We start from the raw sequence: 16,935 nt of genomic DNA, 5'->3' as shown, positions 1-16,935 counted from the left end.
AAAGAGCAAACTAGGAAGCTAGCCGCAGGTTGCTCAAAGCACTGCTTTGAGGTTGTAGATAAGACTGACGAAGTCAGTTACATATATCTACGGCAAGGCGAAGCTGACGTGGTTTGAATTTGATTTTCGAAGAGTATAAAATGAAAAAGGGTGGCGGGGATAAATTATCCCTTGTCGCCACCACTTGTAAGTCCTGAAACAAAGTTCTTTTGTAGGAAGAAGAAGAGAATACAGATTGGAAGGGCGATGAGGATAGCACCTGCTGAGAAGTAGGCAATCTTCAAGTTTTTCACATTGCTGACAAAGGTCTGTAGACCAACGGCAACTGTAAAGTATTCTTTCTCACGAAGCAAGAAACTAGAGAGGATATAGTCTCCGAAAGGTCCCATGAAGGCCCAGAGCGCTTGTACTGCAACCATTGGGCGAACGAGTGGGAGAACAATTTGCCAGAAGCGACGGAAGTGTCCTGCACCATCTAGTTTTGCTGATTCATCAAGAGACATCGGTACTGTGTCGAAGTAGCCTTTCATCAACCAAGCATTCATCGGGATACCACCACCGACATATAGGAAGATGAGGAACCAGCTTTGGTTAAGGGCATTCAACATAAGGGCCATAACGAAGAAGGCTGTCAAAGCGGCCATAGTTGGCACCATTTGGATAATCAAGAAGAAGACCAAACTTTGTTTACGAGCCAAGAAGTTGTAACGGCTGTAGGCATAACCAGCAAGTACGATGATACTTGTTTGAACAGCCATTGTAATCAAGGCGATAATCAAAGTGTTGAGGTACCAAGTGCCGTACAAGGTTTCAGTGAAGAGCCCTTGGAAGTTGGCAAAGCTAAAGTCGACGTTAGCATCTAGTTTAAAAGCTACGACGTTACCAGTCTTGAAGGCTGACATAATAGTAATCAAAAGTGGATAGATAATCACGATTGAAAGACCAATCAAGTAGAGGTAAGTGAGGGTTTGAGTCAGTCTACGTTTGAGTTTGATTGAGTTATTCATCTTAGACGTCCTCCATATCAAATGCGTGTAGTTTCTTGAATGCGATCATAGAGATAGAGATGACAATGATAGAGATGATCAAGGTAACAGCTGCCGCCATAGAGTATTGAGGAGATGTACCTGTTGTCAAGCGATAAATCCATGAGATCAAGATATCAGTTGAACCGGCTCCACCACCAACGCTACCAGGACCTCCGCCGTTGAAGAGGTACATGATAGAGAAGTTGTTAAAGTTGAAGGTGTATTGGCTGATCAATGTTGGTGCTGCAACAGCCAAAATCATAGGGAAAGTGATGTTGCGGAATTTTTGCCAAGCATTGGCACCATCGATATAAGCCGCTTCGTAGAGGTCGTTAGGAATTGACTGCAAGATACCCAAAGTCAAAACGTAGATGTATGGGAATCCTAGCCAACCTTGCATCATAATCAAGGCAATCTTCGTCCAAGTTGGGTCTGTTTTCCAAGGGATAAGAGCACCGTCAAGGAAAGGAAGAACCTTAGCCAAGATAGGCAATACTTGAGTGTTGATCGCTCCGACACTATCGTTAAACATGTTTGAGAATGTCAAGATAGTGATGAAGGCTGGAACAGCCCAAGGAAGAAGGAAAATAACACCAAAGATACGTTTTCCTTTGATAAATGGTTGGTTAGCAATGATAGCAGTGAAGATACCAATCACAATCTGCAAAGTAGAAGCAGACAAGGCCCAGATGATGGTCCAAGAAAGAACCGCACCGAAGGCTGAACGGAAGGTACTTAAGCTCCAGATGTTTGTAAAGTTAGTCAAACCAACCCAGTCCAACAATTTGTTTGGTGGCAAGTGTTGGAAGTCATAGTTGGTAAAGGCAATCATCAAGGTTACGATAACTGGGAAGATAATCGCAAATGTCATAGCGACGTAAGATGGGATGATCAAGAGGTAAGGGAAACCATTCTCATAAATACCTTTGATCATATCTTTAAAAGTACGTGGGACAGGAATTCCATTGTTAATACGTTTTGCGATTGTATGTGCATCTTTAATATTTGAGAAATAAAAGAGCACATAAACGACTACAAAGATTAAATGGAAGGCACCACGAATCAGCATAAAGAGGGAATTATCACGACCTGGCTTGTCACCAAGAGTGATCAAATTGTGCAATTCAGGGGCTGCAAGTGCTAGGAAATAAAGAACAAATACGATAGTTACACCAAGGAAGATAAAACCTTTGGCCTTTTGTTTATTGTAAATCTGTCCTAACCCAGGAATCACTGAAAGCAAGGCTGCTTTGCTAGGTTGTTGGTTTTCCATGAATACTCCTTTCATAGGATACGAGATTGAAGTTTGTCTCCAATCACTAGATAGGCAACTGCAATCATTCGTAAATTTATAAAATCAAAGGGGGATTTGTATTCTCCCCCCTTGTAACGAATTCAATTATTCACCAAATTTTTGTTTGATTGTTTCTTTGATCAATGTTACAGCATCGTTAGCAGCTGTCTTAGCATCTTTTTTACCACTTACAGCGTCAAAGAGCATTGTTTTAGCTGGATCCCAAACAGCTGACATTTGAGAAATGTTTGGCATTGGTTGAGCGTTCTTGAACTGTTTGATAACAGCTGTTGTCAACTCATCGTTTTTACCTTCAGCGTATGAACGAGCTTCAGTGTTAGCTGGGATTTCGTTAGTTGCATCGTAGAATGCTTTTTGTTGTTCAGTTGAAACAAGGAAGTCTACAAATTTTTGTGCAGCTTCAAGGTTCTTAGTGCTTGATGGGATGATCCAAGCTTTACCACCACCGAATGGTGTGTATTCTTTACCATTTGGAAGAGTTGGAATAGTAGCAACACCGTAGTTTACTTTAGCATCTTTGAATGCTTGAGCTTTCCAAGGTCCATCGATGATAGCAGCTGTTTTACCTTCTTGGAATTGAGTTTGGATCAAGTTTGCAGCACCTTCAGTATCTTGCATACCTTTAGGCCATTTTTCATACCAAGATTTAGCGTAGTTGACACCAGTGATAGAACCGTCGTTTGCAAGACCGATGTCTTTAGCGTCTTTACCGTTTTGTCCGAATACGTAACCACCGTTACCAGCAAGGAGTCCGTATGCGTAGTAGAAGTTTGTCCAGTCAGCTAGGAATGCAGTAGTTTTGCCATCTTCACCAGCGAAAGCGTATTTGCTGTCTTTAGCAAGTTCTTCTAATTCAGCAAAAGTTTTTGGAGCTTCTTTAAGCAAGTCTTTGTTGTAGTACATAACAAGTGACTCGATAACGGCAGGAGCACCGTAAACTTTACCGTCAGCAGCTGTTACAAGAGATTTAGTTTTATCATCTGTTTTAGCGCCGTCGCTCAAAGTAACTTCTGAAAGTTGTCCGTCAGTACCAAGGCTACCTACACGGTCGTATGGAGCCATCATAACGTCAGCAGCTTGACCTGATTGGTTGTCAAGTGAAAGTTTGTCAAGTCCACCAAGTTGGTCACCTGATTTGATGTTAACTTTTGTACCTGATTCTTTTTCATAAGCTGCAGCAACTTTTTCAGCGTAGGCTTTGTATTGGTCTTCAACGTAGAAAGTGATTTCTTTTGCTTCAGATGAGCTAGTATCAGCTGCTTTATCAGCAGTTTTGCTTCCGCAAGCTACCAAAAGTAAGCTAGCAAGAGTAGCAGTTCCGAGCACAGCAGCGCTCTTCATGAATTTAGATGACATAGTGTATTCCTCCTAAAGAATAACAAAAATAATTTAATGAGAAAACGCAAACGTTTTCTTTTACGAACTTAGTATAGCACAAACAGAAAACGGTTGCAAGCGTTTTTAGGAAATTTTTTAAAAAAATTTTAAGGTTTCAAACATTTGTTAAAGCCCATATATAGGAAAGAACTTAAAATGTTTGTTTTTTTTGAATTGAAAATATATTAGGAAAACGATTGCGTAAATTCGGCTCGGTTTTTCAGAAAATAGAGCAGATATTGGGAATGAATTATCTTAAATCAGAAAATCTTTAAAATTTTTTCGCTTATTTCATAAAATATCAGTGGCAACAAGTTTTGTTTGATTAAAATAATTCAAAAAAATTTTTTAAAAACGCTTGCATTTGTTTTTGAAATGCGTTATACTTAAATTAACGCAAACGTTTGCGCCTTAATTGCGCAACGTTTTATAACAAACACATGAGGTGCTATTATGAAAAAACGTCAAAGTGGTGTGTTGATGCACATCTCTTCTCTGCCAGGAGCATACGGGATTGGATCATTTGGCCAAACTGCCTATGATTTCGTTGATTTCTTGGTTCGTACGAAGCAACGTTACTGGCAAATCCTCCCTCTCGGGACAACAAGCTATGGAGATTCTCCATACCAATCATTCTCGGCCTTTGCTGGAAATACGCATTTTATCGACCTTGATATCTTGGTAGAGCAAGGCTTGCTCGAAGCCAGTGATCTTAAAGGTGTTGACTTTGGTAGCGATGCATCTGAAGTTGATTATGCGAAGATTTACTACGCACGTCGTCCGCTTTTAGAAAAAGCAGTTAAACGCTTCTTGGAAGTGGGAGATGTCAAAGATTTTGAGAAGTTTGCTAAAGACAACCAATCATGGCTTGAACTCTTTGCTGAGTATATGGCGATCAAAGAGCATTTTGACAATCTTGCTTGGACAGAATGGCCAGATGCAGATGCTCGTGCCCGTAAAGCTTCAGCGCTTGAAAGCTACCGTGAGAAATTGGCAGACAAGTTGGTTTACCACCGTGTGACTCAATACTTCTTCTTCCAACAATGGTTGAAATTGAAAGCTTACGCTAACGATAACCACATCGAAATCGTTGGGGACATGCCTATCTACGTAGCGGAAGATTCAAGCGACATGTGGGCAAATCCACACCTCTTCAAGACAGATGCCAATGGTAAAGCAACTTGCATTGCAGGATGCCCACCAGATGAGTTTTCTGCAACTGGTCAGCTTTGGGGCAACCCAATCTATGACTGGGAAGCAATGGACAAAGACGGTTACAAATGGTGGATTGAACGTTTGCGTGAAAGCTTCAAAATCTACGATATCGTTCGTATCGACCACTTCCGCGGTTTCGAATCTTACTGGGAAATTCCTGCTGGTTCCGATACAGCAGCACCTGGTAAATGGGTGAAAGGTCCAGGGTACAAACTCTTCGCAGCCGTTAAGGAAGAGCTTGGTGAGCTAAACATCATCGCAGAAGACCTTGGTTTCATGACAGATGGAGTGATCGAGTTGCGTGAACGCACTGGCTTCCCAGGAATGAAGATTCTTCAATTCGCCTTCAACCCAGAAGATGAAAGTATCGATAGCCCGCACTTGGCACCTGCCAACTCTGTTATGTACACAGGAACACACGACAACAATACGGTCCTTGGTTGGTACCGTAATGAAATCGATGATGCGACACGTGAGTACATGGCTCGCTACACTAACCGTAAAGAATACGAAACAGTGCCACACGCTATGCTTCGTACAGTATTTTCATCCGTTAGCTTCATGGCTATTGCAACCATGCAAGACTTGCTAGAACTAGATGAGTCAGCTCGTATGAACTTCCCGTCTACTCTTGGCGGAAACTGGTCATGGCGTATGACAGCAGACCAACTCACACCAGCGGTTGAAGAAACTTTGCTTGACTTGACTACAATTTATCGCCGAATCAATGAAAATTTGGTAGAATTAAAGAAATAAGACAATATCAGGAGACACATAAACATGTTACCATTAAACGAATTTGTACAAAAGCGTTACAATAAAACCATTGCAGAATGTAGCAATGAAGAGCTTTACCTTGCTCTTCTTAACTACAGCAAGCTTGCTAGCAGCCAAAAACCAGTCAACACTGGTAAGAAAAAAGTTTACTACATCTCAGCTGAGTTCTTGATCGGTAAACTCTTGTCAAACAACTTGATTAACCTTGGTCTTTACGACGATGTGAAAAAAGAACTTGCTGCTGCAGGTAAAGAGTTGATCGAAATCGAAGAAGTAGAATTGGAACCATCACTTGGTAACGGTGGTTTGGGACGTTTGGCAGCCTGCTTTATCGACTCAATCGCTACACTTGGTTTGAATGGTGACGGTGTTGGATTGAACTACCACTTCGGTCTTTTCCAACAAGTTCTTAAAAACAACCAACAAGAAACAATTCCTAACGCTTGGTTGACAGAGCAAAACTGGTTGGTACGCTCAAGCCGTAGCTACCAAGTGCCATTTGCACACTTCACATTGACATCTACCCTTTATGATATTGATGTACCTGGTTACAAGACAGCTACTAAAAACCGCTTGCGTTTGTTTGACTTGGATTCAGTTGATTCTTCTATCATCGAAGATGGTATCAACTTTGACAAGACAGATATCGCTCGCAACTTGACTCTCTTCCTTTACCCAGACGATAGCGACAAGCAAGGTGAATTGCTCCGTATCTTCCAACAATACTTCATGGTTTCAAACGGTGCGCAATTGATCATCGACGAAGCAATCGAAAAAGGAAGCAACTTGCATGACCTTGCAGACTACGCTGTTGTACAAATCAACGATACTCACCCATCAATGGTGATTCCTGAATTGATCCGTCTCTTGACTGCGCGAGGTATCGAGCTTGATGAAGCAATCTCAATCGTACGTAGCATGACTGCCTACACTAACCACACAATCCTTGCTGAAGCCCTTGAAAAATGGCCTCTTGAATTCTTGGAAGAAGTGGTTCCTCACTTGGTACCAATCATCGAAGAATTGGACCGTCGTGTGAAGGCAGAATACAAAGACCCAGCTGTTCAAATCATCGATGAGAGCGAACGTGTTCACATGGCTCACATGGATATCCACTACGGATACAGCGTAAACGGGGTTGCAGCTCTTCACACTGAAATCTTGAAGAACTCAGAGTTGAAAGCTTTCTACGACATCTACCCAGAAAAATTCAACAACAAAACAAACGGTATCACATTCCGTCGTTGGCTCATGCATGCTAACCCAAGCTTGTCTCACTACTTGGATGAGATTCTTGGACATGGTTGGCACCATGAAGCAGATGAACTTGAAAAACTCTTGTCATACGAAGACAAGGCTGCTGTCAAAGAAAAATTGGAAAGCATCAAAGCTCACAACAAACGTAAATTGGCTCGTCACTTGAAAGAGCACCAAGGTGTGGAAATCAATACAAACTCTATCTTTGATATCCAAATCAAACGTCTTCACGAGTACAAACGCCAACAAATGAACGCTTTGTATGTCATCCACAAATACCTTGATATCAAGGCTGGTAACATCCCTGCTCGTCCAATTACAGTCTTCTTTGGTGGTAAAGCAGCTCCTGCCTACACAATCGCTCAAGACATCATTCACTTGATCCTTTGCTTGTCAGAAGTGATTGCTAACGATCCAGCAGTAGCTCCACACTTGCAAGTTGTAATGGTTGAAAACTACAACGTTACTGCAGCAAGCTTCCTTATCCCAGCATGTGACATCTCAGAACAAATCTCACTTGCTTCTAAAGAAGCTTCAGGTACTGGTAACATGAAATTCATGTTGAACGGAGCTTTGACTCTTGGTACTATGGACGGAGCTAACGTGGAAATCGCTGAATTGGTTGGCGACGAAAACATCTACATCTTCGGTGAAGATTCAGAAACTGTTATCGACCTTTACGCAAAAGCAGCATACAAATCAAGCGAATTCTATGCTCGTGAAGCCATCAAACCATTGGTTGACTTCATCGTGAGCGACGCTGTTCTTGCAGTAGGTAAGAAAGAACGCTTGGAACGTCTTTACAACGAATTGATCAACAAAGACTGGTTCATGACTCTCCTTGACTTGGAAGACTACATCAAAGTCAAAGAGCAAATGCTTGCTGACTACGAAGACCGTGACGCATGGTTGGATAAAGTCATCGTTAACATTGCCAAAGCAGGATTCTTCTCATCTGACCGTACAATCGCTCAGTACAACGAAGATATCTGGCACTTGAACTAAGATACAAAATTTATACTAATCACTTTGTAAAAAAAGCGAATTTCAATTGAAATTCGCTTTTTTGAATGATGTGGATTTTAGCCAATCAGGTCTAAAAAGAGATAAATCATAGATACGTTGAAGTTTTAGAAATACTGCTTTTTACTGTATTTCAGTCTCATGATTCTTCGTAGTTGATGGCCTCGTATTTCTTGTATCCGCTTATAATTTGTATTATAATAGCATTGTGGTGAAGAAAGAAGGTGTTTTTATGTGGAAAAAATATTTTTCAAAATATAAATGGACTGATTTATTTTGGATACTATTTGTGGTTTTGTCATCACTCTCGATGGGGAATCGTACTCTTTTTCCACTTACCCATCAAGAAATCTCTTATCATGGGTGCTATTTGGGGATTACACTTGCCTCATTTCACTTATTATTCATTGATAAATTTGTCATTTCGAATCGAAAATAAATGGAGAGGTTAAAATTTTTTCCACTTTTCGGATAGACAGTTGAAAAATCGCGATTTAAACCCACACCTCAAGAAGAGGTGCGGGTTTTTGTCTTATCTGAAAGATTTGTTTACCGTACTTTCCCAACTAGAATCTCTGCTTCAATGGTAATCTCTGTCAGTTGGCTCCAGTCAATCTTGGTATGGTCAACGTGAAAGAGTAAGGGCGTCATGGCAAGCAGGGCTTGGCGTTGCTCAGCCGAGATAGGTTTTGTTAAGGAAGCAATCTGACTAGATTGGATGCTGAAATGTTCCTGGAAATGTTCTTTGATATCTTGGTTGGAATAATCCTTCTTTGTCAGCTGGTCCTGCACCATTTGACGGATTTCTTTGAGGTGATTTTCAGTTGGGATGACCTTGATCAAAATACCGTCTTTGGATAAAACGCGACGGAATTCCCCATAGTTGGCAGGCGAGAAGATATCAAGCAGGATATCCATGCTGGCGTCTTTTATAGGAAGACGAGCCAGGTCGCCGACAAACCAGTTGACCGCCCAGTTTGGTTCGCTCTTGGCAGCGATTTGAACGGAATCTTTTGAAATATCAAAGGCGTAAAAGGTTTTGTCAGAGTGACTTTCTTGGAGTTTACGAGAGTAGAAACCTTCGCCACAACCGATATCCAAGACTGTTTTTGCGGATGGATTAGTTGTTAGTAAGTCCGAGATACCTTCTAAAATAGCCTGATAAAAACCAGCTTCAAGAATTTGCTGGCGGTTTTGGAAGTTTTCCTTGTCGTAGTTGGCAGATTGCTTGATTTGCGGAGCCAAGTTGACATAGCCGAATTTTGCCAGATCAAAAGAATGGCGGTTGCTACACTTGAGGCTAGACTCTACCAAGGCCAGATTTTCTTGGCAGATAGGGCAGGAAAAGGCAGTCGCAGAAGCAAAACGCTGAAGTTTGGGTTTGAGGTTTGTATTCATAGTTTAAGTGTATCAAAAGAGGCAAATGAAAGCAACTTTAGAAATAAGTAGATGGGAGATTCAGTAGAAATAAAACTAATTCTCCAATTTATAGAATAAAATTGCTTTTATATCTAAATTTCTATATAATAATGATAAGGAGGAAATAAGTATGTTAAAAGAAGTATTAACCGTTGCAAAAGTTGCGAAAAAATCATCACTCTTTTTGGGTGGTGTCGCATTTGGTACCCTTGGTTTGAAAATCTTGGCAAGTAAGGAAGCTAAAAAAGGTTATTCTAAAGCTTTGGCTAAGGCTTACAAGTTGAAAGACGGGCTAGATGCATCTGTTTCTGTTGTGAAACAACATGGAGACGATGTCTTGCAAGATGCCAAATATTTGTACGAGCAAGAGAAAAAAGAAGAGCAATTAGATAGCCTTATAGGAGAATAATATGTCTTTTAAAGTGCTACATAGAGGATACCAACATATCCGACTATCATCTTCTTTTTCACTCACCTTGGATATTCAAGACTATCTTCGTTCCTTGGCGAGAGATGAAAAGGGGATTGAGTCTATCCAGTTTTACATGGATCAACAGCACTTTACTCTACGCATAAAAGAAGGCTTTTCTGTATTAGATAATGCAGAAGCCTTTTTAAAAAGAATTGATAAAGGGAAAGTTTCTGAGTTGATGACTCTTCCCATTCGTAGAGAAGAGAGTGCTTATTCTATTGTTTCAGGTGCAGCGATTAAGCGTGTACTTTTTCGTAGTTTTGTGCCGTATCCTATTCGCTATATATGGACTTGTTATCAGGCTTTGGGTTATATTAGAGAAGCCTATCAAACACTAGCGCGTAAGGAACTAACGATGGAAGTCTTGGACTGTTCGGCGATTTTATTGTCCTTGTTTATGAACCAATCCAAGACAGCTAGCAATATCATGTTTATGCTTGATTTGGGGAATCATTTAGATCAGTGGTCTTTGAAAAAAACTGCAACAGATTTAGAACAAAGCCTTCTTGCAAAAGAGAGCGACGTATTCTTAGTACAGGGCGATACGGTTGTTAGTATCAAGAGTTCCGATGTTCAAATAGGAGATGTCTTGGTCCTATCTCAAGGAAATGAAATTCTGTTTGATGGACAAGTAGTTTCAGGTTTAGGTATGGTCAACGAAAGTTCCTTGACGGGAGAGAGTTTTCCAGTTGAAAAAAGAGAGTCTGATTTGGTTTGTGCAAATACAGTATTAGAAACTGGAGAGTTACGCATTCGTGTAACCGATAATCAGATGAACAGCCGGATTTTACAACTGATTGAGTTAATGAAGAAATCTGAAGAAAACAAGAAAACGAAACAACGCTATTTCATCAAGATGGCGGATAAGGTCGTCAAATATAATTTCTTGGGGGCTGGGCTAACTTACCTATTAACAGGTTCTTTTTCTAAGGCTATTTCTTTCCTATTAGTCGATTTCTCCTGCGCTTTGAAAATCTCTACTCCTGTAGCTTATTTGACAGCTATCAAGGAGGGGTTGAACCGTGAAATGGTGATTAAGGATGGGGATGTTCTGGAGAAATATCTGGAAGTTGATACTTTCTTGTTTGATAAGACGGGAACAATCACAACTAGTTATCCTATAGTTGAAAAGGTGTTACCTTTTGGGGACTATAGTGAGGAAGATATTCTCAGAATCAGTGCCTGTCTTGAGGAACACATTTATCATCCTATTGCTAATGCCATCGTCAAGCAAGCTGAGATAGAGGGAATTGAACATGAGGAAATGCATGGGAAACTCCAATATATTGCAAGCAAGGGGATCAAATCTCATATAGATGGCCAACCAGTTCTTATTGGGAATTATGTCTTGATGCAGGATGAGCAGATTCATATCAGTTCAGAACAAAATGCTTTAATTGAAGAGTACAAGAGTCACTACAATCTCTTATTCTTGGCTTATCAGAATGAATTGATTGGAATGTTCTGCATTCATACTCCTTTGAGAAAAGAAGCAAAAGCAGCCTTGGAGAAACTTAAGGCACAAGGGAAAAAATTGATTCTGGCAACAGGGGACACCTTGGTTAGGACAGAGGAATTAGTCAAAGATTTGCCCTTTGATCAGGTCTATACAGACTTGAAACCTGATGGGAAATTTGAGTTAGTAGAGGAACTGCAGAAAGCAGGTCACACGATTTTGATGGTTGGAGATGGATTGAATGACTCAGCGGCTCTAACCCTATCAGATATCGGTGTGGTGATGAATGAGAGTGCAGATATTTCTAAGCAGATGAGCGATATCTTATTGTTAGATAATCGTTTGGATTTCTTCCAAGAGTTGGATTGGCTATCATCATCTTTGCAAACACTCATCAAGAAGAATATTCAAGATACCGTTGTCGTAAATAGTAGTTTGATTGGCTTTGGCTTGTTTAATTGGCTCAGTCCTTCAAACCTCTCTATCCTACATAATCTAACAACCTTACGCATAGTCCTGCGTAGCCTGTCTATTAAGGGATAGGTGGGGACTATTCACAGCAAAAAGGAGTTACCTTTCTCGAGGGTAACTCCTTTGTTTATAGGTAAATGTTTAACAATTTAGTAAGTCAACACAAAGTATTTCTTCTTCCCGCGGCGGATAACAGTGAGTTCGTTTTCTAACTTATCTGCGTCACTCAAGACATAGTCAAGGTCTTGGATACGGTCGCCGTTGACGTAGATAGCTCCGTTTTGGACGTCTTCACGGGCTTGGCGTTTTGAATTCACCACACCAGATGACACGAGGAGTTCCACGATATTGTGGTTTTCGTCTGCTTTTACTTGGTAGTTTGGCACTCCACGAAGTCCTTGTTTGAGTTCTTTGACAGAAAGGTTTTTGATGTTTCCGGCAAAGAGTTGCTCAGTGATGTTAAGGGCTTCTTTGTAAGCTTCTTCTCCGTGAACAAGAGTCACGACTTCACGAGCGAGGACTTTTTGTGCCAAGCGTTCGTGTGGAGCCGCTTCAAACTCTTTGCGGATGTCTTCAATCTCGTCCAGTGACAAGAAGGTAAAGATTTTTAAGAAACGAACAGCGTCGGCATCCATGACATTCATCCAGAATTGGTACATTTCGTATGGAGAAGTCTTTTCAGGGTTAAGCCAAACTGCGTTTCCTTCTGATTTACCAAATTTCTTACCAGTTGCGTCTGTGATGAGTGGAACAGTGATCACGTGACCAGTCTTGTCAGCCTTACGACGAAGCAATTCGGTACCAGCTGTCATATTTCCCCACTGGTCAGAACCACCGATTTGTAGGGTTACGTTGTGCTCTTGGTTAAGGACAAAGAAGTCGTAACCTTGCATGATTTGGTAAGCAAACTCAGTGTAAGAAATCCCTGTCTCGATCCGTTTCTTCACAGACTCCTTACTCATCATGTAGTTGACAGTGAAGTATTTTCCGACGTCACGGAGGAAGTCAATGAAGCTGATGCTGCCAAACCAGTCGTAGTTGTTGACCATGACAGCTTTATTTTCCCCATTTTCAAAGTCAAGAAAACGAGAAAGTTGTCCTTGGATAGACTTGACCCAGCCCTCTACTGTGTCTTTTGTTTGGAGACTACGCTCAGCATCTTTGAAGGACGGATCTCCGATGAGACCTGTAGCACCGCCAACGAGCGCATAAGGTTTGTGACCTGCTAGTTGCAAACGACGACTTGTCAAGATTGCGACAAGGTGACCTAGGTGAAGGCTGTCAGCAGTTGGATCGTAGCCAGTATAATAAGAGACTTGACCTTCTTCTAGGGCTTTACGCAAAGCTTCTTCATCAGTCGTTTGAAAAATCAAACCACGCTCTTTTAGCTCATCAAAAATGTGCATGTGTCTTTTCTCCTTTATAAAATATTGTTTCTACCTATTGTATCACAAACTTGATTAATAGCCTAGTGGAATAGGGAAGAAAGTGGCTATTTTATTGAAAGTTTCCCTTTTATGGTATAATAGAGAAAGCGAGGACATTCATGAAAGAAAGAATTAATGAATTAAAAACAAAAATGCTGCATTTTTTCCAGCAGCTAATGCAACGAATTGTAAAATGGAAGAAAAGACTAGCAGAAAAACTGGCTAATAAGAAAACCGGTAAAAAGGGGGCCTCTTCTGACAAAGTTAGAAAGGCTGGGTCTATTTTTGCTAAAGTTTTGAGTGGGTTTAAAATAGTTTTTAACACTCTCTTTATCCTAGGCTTTATCGGTGGACTGTTTGGCGCTGGTGTAGCTATGGGTTATGGAGTCGCTCTATTTGACAAGGCCCAGGTCCCTCAAGCAGAAGAGTTGGTCAAGCAAGTGAAGGATATTGCCTCCATCTCAGAAATCACTTATTCTGACGGCAGTACCATTGCCTCGATCGAGGGCGATTTATTGCGCACTTCAGTCGCTTCAGATGCTATCTCAGACAACCTTAAGAAAGCCATTGTTGCGACAGAGGACGAGCATTTCAATGAGCACAAGGGAGTTGTGCCTAAGGCCGTTATTCGTGCGACCTTGGGAACCTTTGTCGGTCTAGGCTCGTCTAGTGGTGGTTCGACCTTGACCCAGCAGGTCATCAAGCAGCAAGCGGTGGGGGATGCTCCAACTCTAGCTCGTAAGGCTAAAGAGATTATTGATGCTCTAGCTTTAGAACGGGCTATGGGTAAGGATGAGATTTTGACAACCTACCTTAACATAGCTCCTTTTGGTCGCAATCATAAAGGTCAAAATATTGCAGGTGCCCAGCAGGCTGCAGAAGGAATCTTTGGGGTCAATGCTTCGGATTTAACGATCCCTCAAGCTGCCTTTATCGCAGGGTTGCCACAGAGTCCAATCAGTTATTCTCCTTATGAATCTGATGGTAGCATGAAGAGTGATGAGGACATGGCTTTGGGAATTAAGCGTGCCAAGGATGTCCTCTACAATATGTACCGGACAGGGGCTCTAAGTCAGGAAGACTACGATAAGTACAAAGATTATGACTTTAAGAAAGATTTCCTACCATCAGGTAGTGTTAGCGGTACTTCGCGTGACTATCTCTACTATGCAACCTTGGCAGAAGCTACTGATCGCATGTACGACTACCTCGTCCAACGAGATAATGTTTCTGCGCAAGAATTAAAGAATGAGTCCATTCAGAAATCCTATCGTGATCTAGCCGCTAAGGAAATTGAAAATGGTGGATATAAGATTACGACAACTATCAATAAAAATGTTCATGCTGCGATGCAAAATGCGGTTGCGACCTACGGCTATTTGCTAGATGATTCGACAGGCCAGCCTGAGGTGGGGAATGTCCTCATGGACAACCAAACGGGAGCTATCCTTGGATTTGTTGGTGGTCGTAATTATCAAGAAAATCAGAACAATCACGCTATTGATACCAAGCGTTCTCCAGCTTCAACCACAAAACCTATATTGGCCTATGGTATCGCTATTGACCAAGGTTTGATGGGAAGTGCAAGTATCTTGTCAAACTATCCTACCAACTTCTCAAATGGGAATCCCATCATGTATGTCAATAGTCCTGGTACGGGCATGATGACATTGGGAGAAGCCCTTAACTACTCATGGAATATCCCAGCCTACTGGACGTATCGTACGCTTCGAGAGAAGGGTGTTGATGTCAAAGGCTATATGGAAAAAATGGGTTACGAAATCCCAGAATATGGTATTGAAAGTTTACCGATGGGTGGGGGGATTGACGTTACAGTTGCCCAGCATACCAACGGGTATCAAACTCTGGCCAACAATGGAGTTTACCATAAGAAACATATGATCGCGAAGATCGAGTCAACGGATGGCCGATTGGTATACGAGCACAAGGATGAGCCTGTCCAAGTTTATTCAAAAGCGACAGCAACCATTATGCAAAGTCTCCTTCGGGATGTTATCTCGTCTCGGATTACCTCGAGTTTCCAGACGGACTTGACGACTATCAATCCATCCCTCGCTCGTGCTGACTGGATCGGAAAAACTGGTACGACCAATGAAGATGAAAATATGTGGCTCATGCTTTCTACACCTCGCTTGACTTTGGGTGGCTGGTTAGGTCACGACGACAACCGACCACTAGCCAAAGGAGCAGGTCACTACCGCAATGCCAACTATATGGCCCACTTGGTCAATGCCATTCAGCAAGCTGAACCTGGAATATGGGGGAATGAACGCTTTAATCTGGATCCAAGTGTGACCAAGTCGCAAGTTCTCCGATCTACAGGACAAAAACCAGGCAAGGTTTCCATCAATGGAAAAGAAATAGAAGTTTCTGGATCAACAGTAACGAGCTACTGGGCGACTAAAGAAGGCGCGCCAGTGACCACCTATCGCTTTGCTATTGGAGGAAGCGATGCAGATTATCTGAACGCATGGAAGAATATTCTAGGAAGCATTCCAGCAGTGACTCCTCCAAGCTCAAGTTCAAGCAGTAGCTCTGGAAGTTCAAGTTCGAGTGGCAATACTCAAAGTGGTTCTTCAGGACGTTCACGTCTATTTAATCGTTAGGAAAGAGTAGTAGCAAGGTTAGTAATTTCTCCTTGTTGCTACTTTTTTCTTTGTTGGTTTCGTGTTACAATAATAATATGAATCATTATCAGAAAAAGATTGTTAAGGGAACAGTATATTCGCTACTCTCAGGCCTAATCTGGGGGATTTGTGGGATTTTAGGAGAGTATTTTTTCACTCATTATCCAGTGTCTTCTGGATGGATTACTTCTATGCGTTTACTAGTGGCGGGGGGTTTGGTTTTAGGTCTATCTGCCTTTCAGTTGCGTAGCCGCTTGTTGGACATCTGGCGTGATAAGAAAAATTATCTACCTTTTTTAGCCTATGCTATTCTAGGTATTTTTTCTGTGCAGTTTTTCTTCTATCTCTGCGTTGAGTATTCCAATGCGACGACGGCGACCATTTTGCAATTTATCAGCCCTGTTTTTATCCTGTTTTACAATCGAATCATTTACCAGAAGAAGGCTTCTATTACAGCTGTGTTCTATGTTTTGATTGCCATGCTAGGTGTTTTTTTGATGGCTACAAAAGGGGATTTGTCCCAGTTATCCATGACACCTTTGGCTCTAGTGACAGGTTTGCTCAGTGCAGTAGGGGTCATGTTTAATGTTATCCTTCCCCAACGCTTTGCACGGCGCTACGGATTTGTTCCGACTGTTGGTTGGGGGATGATTCTGGCAGGTCTCTTTAGTAATTTCCTCTACCCTATTTATCGGATAAGTTTTCAAGTGGATCTGGTAAGTGTGCTGATTTGTCTGACGATTGCCGTGTTTGGTACAGCTTTTGCCTTCTTCCTATCTATGAAGGCTGTGTCACTCGTTTCCCCGCTGGTTGTATCAGTGGTGAGTGCTAGCGAACCGCTCTCTTCAGCTTTATTAAGTGTTCTTTTTCTGGGAATGGTCATGGATGGTTTTTTGGCCTTAGCTATGGTGTTGATTATCGTTCCGATGATTTTTTTATCTGTAGAGGAAGCAAAACAAGCCCAGTAAAGATGATTATTTGATAGTTGAGGCTTCAAATTTGAAGCCTTTTTTGGTAGAATAGGTATCATTATAACGAACCAGGAGGCAC

At 41.6% G+C, this 16,935-nt stretch carries 12 protein-coding genes; 7 read left to right on the top strand and 5 right to left on the bottom strand.

The genetic code is table 11. The features are described 5' to 3' along the window. Positions 1–164 precede the first annotated feature (164 nt). The 3 genes from GMD1S_RS03705 to GMD1S_RS03695 all read right to left on the bottom strand — a co-directional run bounded on the left by GMD1S_RS03705 (position 165) and on the right by GMD1S_RS03695 (position 3,699). Positions 165–1,007, bottom strand: coding sequence for a sugar ABC transporter permease (locus tag GMD1S_RS03705; RefSeq protein ID WP_001065656.1), 843 nt, complete (start codon positions 1,005–1,007; stop codon positions 165–167). Position 1,008: 1 nt separating this feature from the next. Continuing rightward, a complete protein-coding gene (locus GMD1S_RS03700; RefSeq protein WP_000431414.1) occupies positions 1,009–2,301 on the bottom strand; it encodes a carbohydrate ABC transporter permease in 1,293 nt (430 codons plus the stop codon). 126 nt (positions 2,302–2,427) lie between these two features. Next, positions 2,428–3,699, bottom strand: coding sequence for an extracellular solute-binding protein (locus GMD1S_RS03695; RefSeq protein ID WP_000095461.1), 1,272 nt, complete (start codon positions 3,697–3,699; stop codon positions 2,428–2,430). A 474-nt stretch (positions 3,700–4,173) separates the two neighbouring features. On the opposite strand from GMD1S_RS03695, the gene malQ reads away from it, so the two are divergent. The 3 genes from malQ to GMD1S_RS12540 all read left to right on the top strand — a co-directional run bounded on the left by malQ (position 4,174) and on the right by GMD1S_RS12540 (position 8,431). Next, positions 4,174–5,691 (top strand): 4-alpha-glucanotransferase, encoded by a 1,518-nt coding sequence (gene malQ, locus GMD1S_RS03690; RefSeq protein ID WP_000747317.1) that lies wholly within the window; start codon positions 4,174–4,176, stop codon positions 5,689–5,691. Between the two features lie 24 nt (positions 5,692–5,715). Then, positions 5,716–7,974: a glycogen/starch/alpha-glucan family phosphorylase gene (gene glgP / locus GMD1S_RS03685; RefSeq protein ID WP_000937158.1), complete on the top strand. Its 2,259-nt coding sequence runs from the start codon at positions 5,716–5,718 to the stop codon at positions 7,972–7,974. Between the two features lie 250 nt (positions 7,975–8,224). Further along, positions 8,225–8,431 carry a hypothetical protein gene (locus GMD1S_RS12540; protein WP_009013759.1) on the top strand — a complete coding sequence of 69 codons (207 nt, stop codon included), beginning with the start codon at positions 8,225–8,227 and terminating at the stop codon, positions 8,429–8,431. 110 nt (positions 8,432–8,541) lie between these two features. On the opposite strand, the gene GMD1S_RS03675 is transcribed toward GMD1S_RS12540, so the two are convergent. Further along, on the bottom strand, positions 8,542–9,390 hold the full coding sequence (locus GMD1S_RS03675; protein WP_001095535.1) for a putative RNA methyltransferase: 849 nt from the start codon (positions 9,388–9,390) through the stop codon (positions 8,542–8,544). A gap of 151 nt (positions 9,391–9,541) precedes the next feature. Between GMD1S_RS03675 and GMD1S_RS03670 the strand changes: the two genes are divergently transcribed. Both GMD1S_RS03670 and GMD1S_RS03665 read left to right on the top strand, forming a co-directional pair. Further along, a complete protein-coding gene (locus GMD1S_RS03670) occupies positions 9,542–9,820 on the top strand; it encodes a DUF6110 family protein (RefSeq protein ID WP_000910910.1) in 279 nt (92 codons plus the stop codon). Position 9,821: 1 nt separating this feature from the next. After that, positions 9,822–11,882, top strand: coding sequence for a heavy metal translocating P-type ATPase (locus tag GMD1S_RS03665; protein WP_000008775.1), 2,061 nt, complete (start codon positions 9,822–9,824; stop codon positions 11,880–11,882). A gap of 77 nt (positions 11,883–11,959) precedes the next feature. Here the strand turns inward: GMD1S_RS03665 and tyrS are convergent, their stop codons facing one another. After that, positions 11,960–13,216: a tyrosine--tRNA ligase gene (gene tyrS / locus GMD1S_RS03660; RefSeq protein WP_000546903.1), complete on the bottom strand. Its 1,257-nt coding sequence runs from the start codon at positions 13,214–13,216 to the stop codon at positions 11,960–11,962. Positions 13,217–13,356: 140 nt separating this feature from the next. Between tyrS and pbp1b the strand changes: the two genes are divergently transcribed. Both pbp1b and GMD1S_RS03650 read left to right on the top strand, forming a co-directional pair. Next, the gene (gene pbp1b / locus GMD1S_RS03655) at positions 13,357–15,864 is read left to right on the top strand and encodes a penicillin-binding protein PBP1B (RefSeq protein ID WP_000664443.1); all 2,508 of its coding nucleotides are present in this window, start codon (positions 13,357–13,359) and stop codon (positions 15,862–15,864) included. Positions 15,865–15,941: 77 nt separating this feature from the next. After that, the gene (locus GMD1S_RS03650) at positions 15,942–16,853 is read left to right on the top strand and encodes a DMT family transporter (protein WP_008278185.1); all 912 of its coding nucleotides are present in this window, start codon (positions 15,942–15,944) and stop codon (positions 16,851–16,853) included. The last annotated feature ends 82 nt before the right edge of the window (positions 16,854–16,935 follow it).

It is taken from the genome of Streptococcus sp. GMD1S, assembly GCF_000296875.1.
In the GTDB taxonomy this organism is placed as follows: domain Bacteria; phylum Bacillota; class Bacilli; order Lactobacillales; family Streptococcaceae; genus Streptococcus.
The sequence above is the reverse complement of the archived record's forward strand: the minus strand, read 5'-3'. Positions and strand labels throughout refer to the sequence as shown.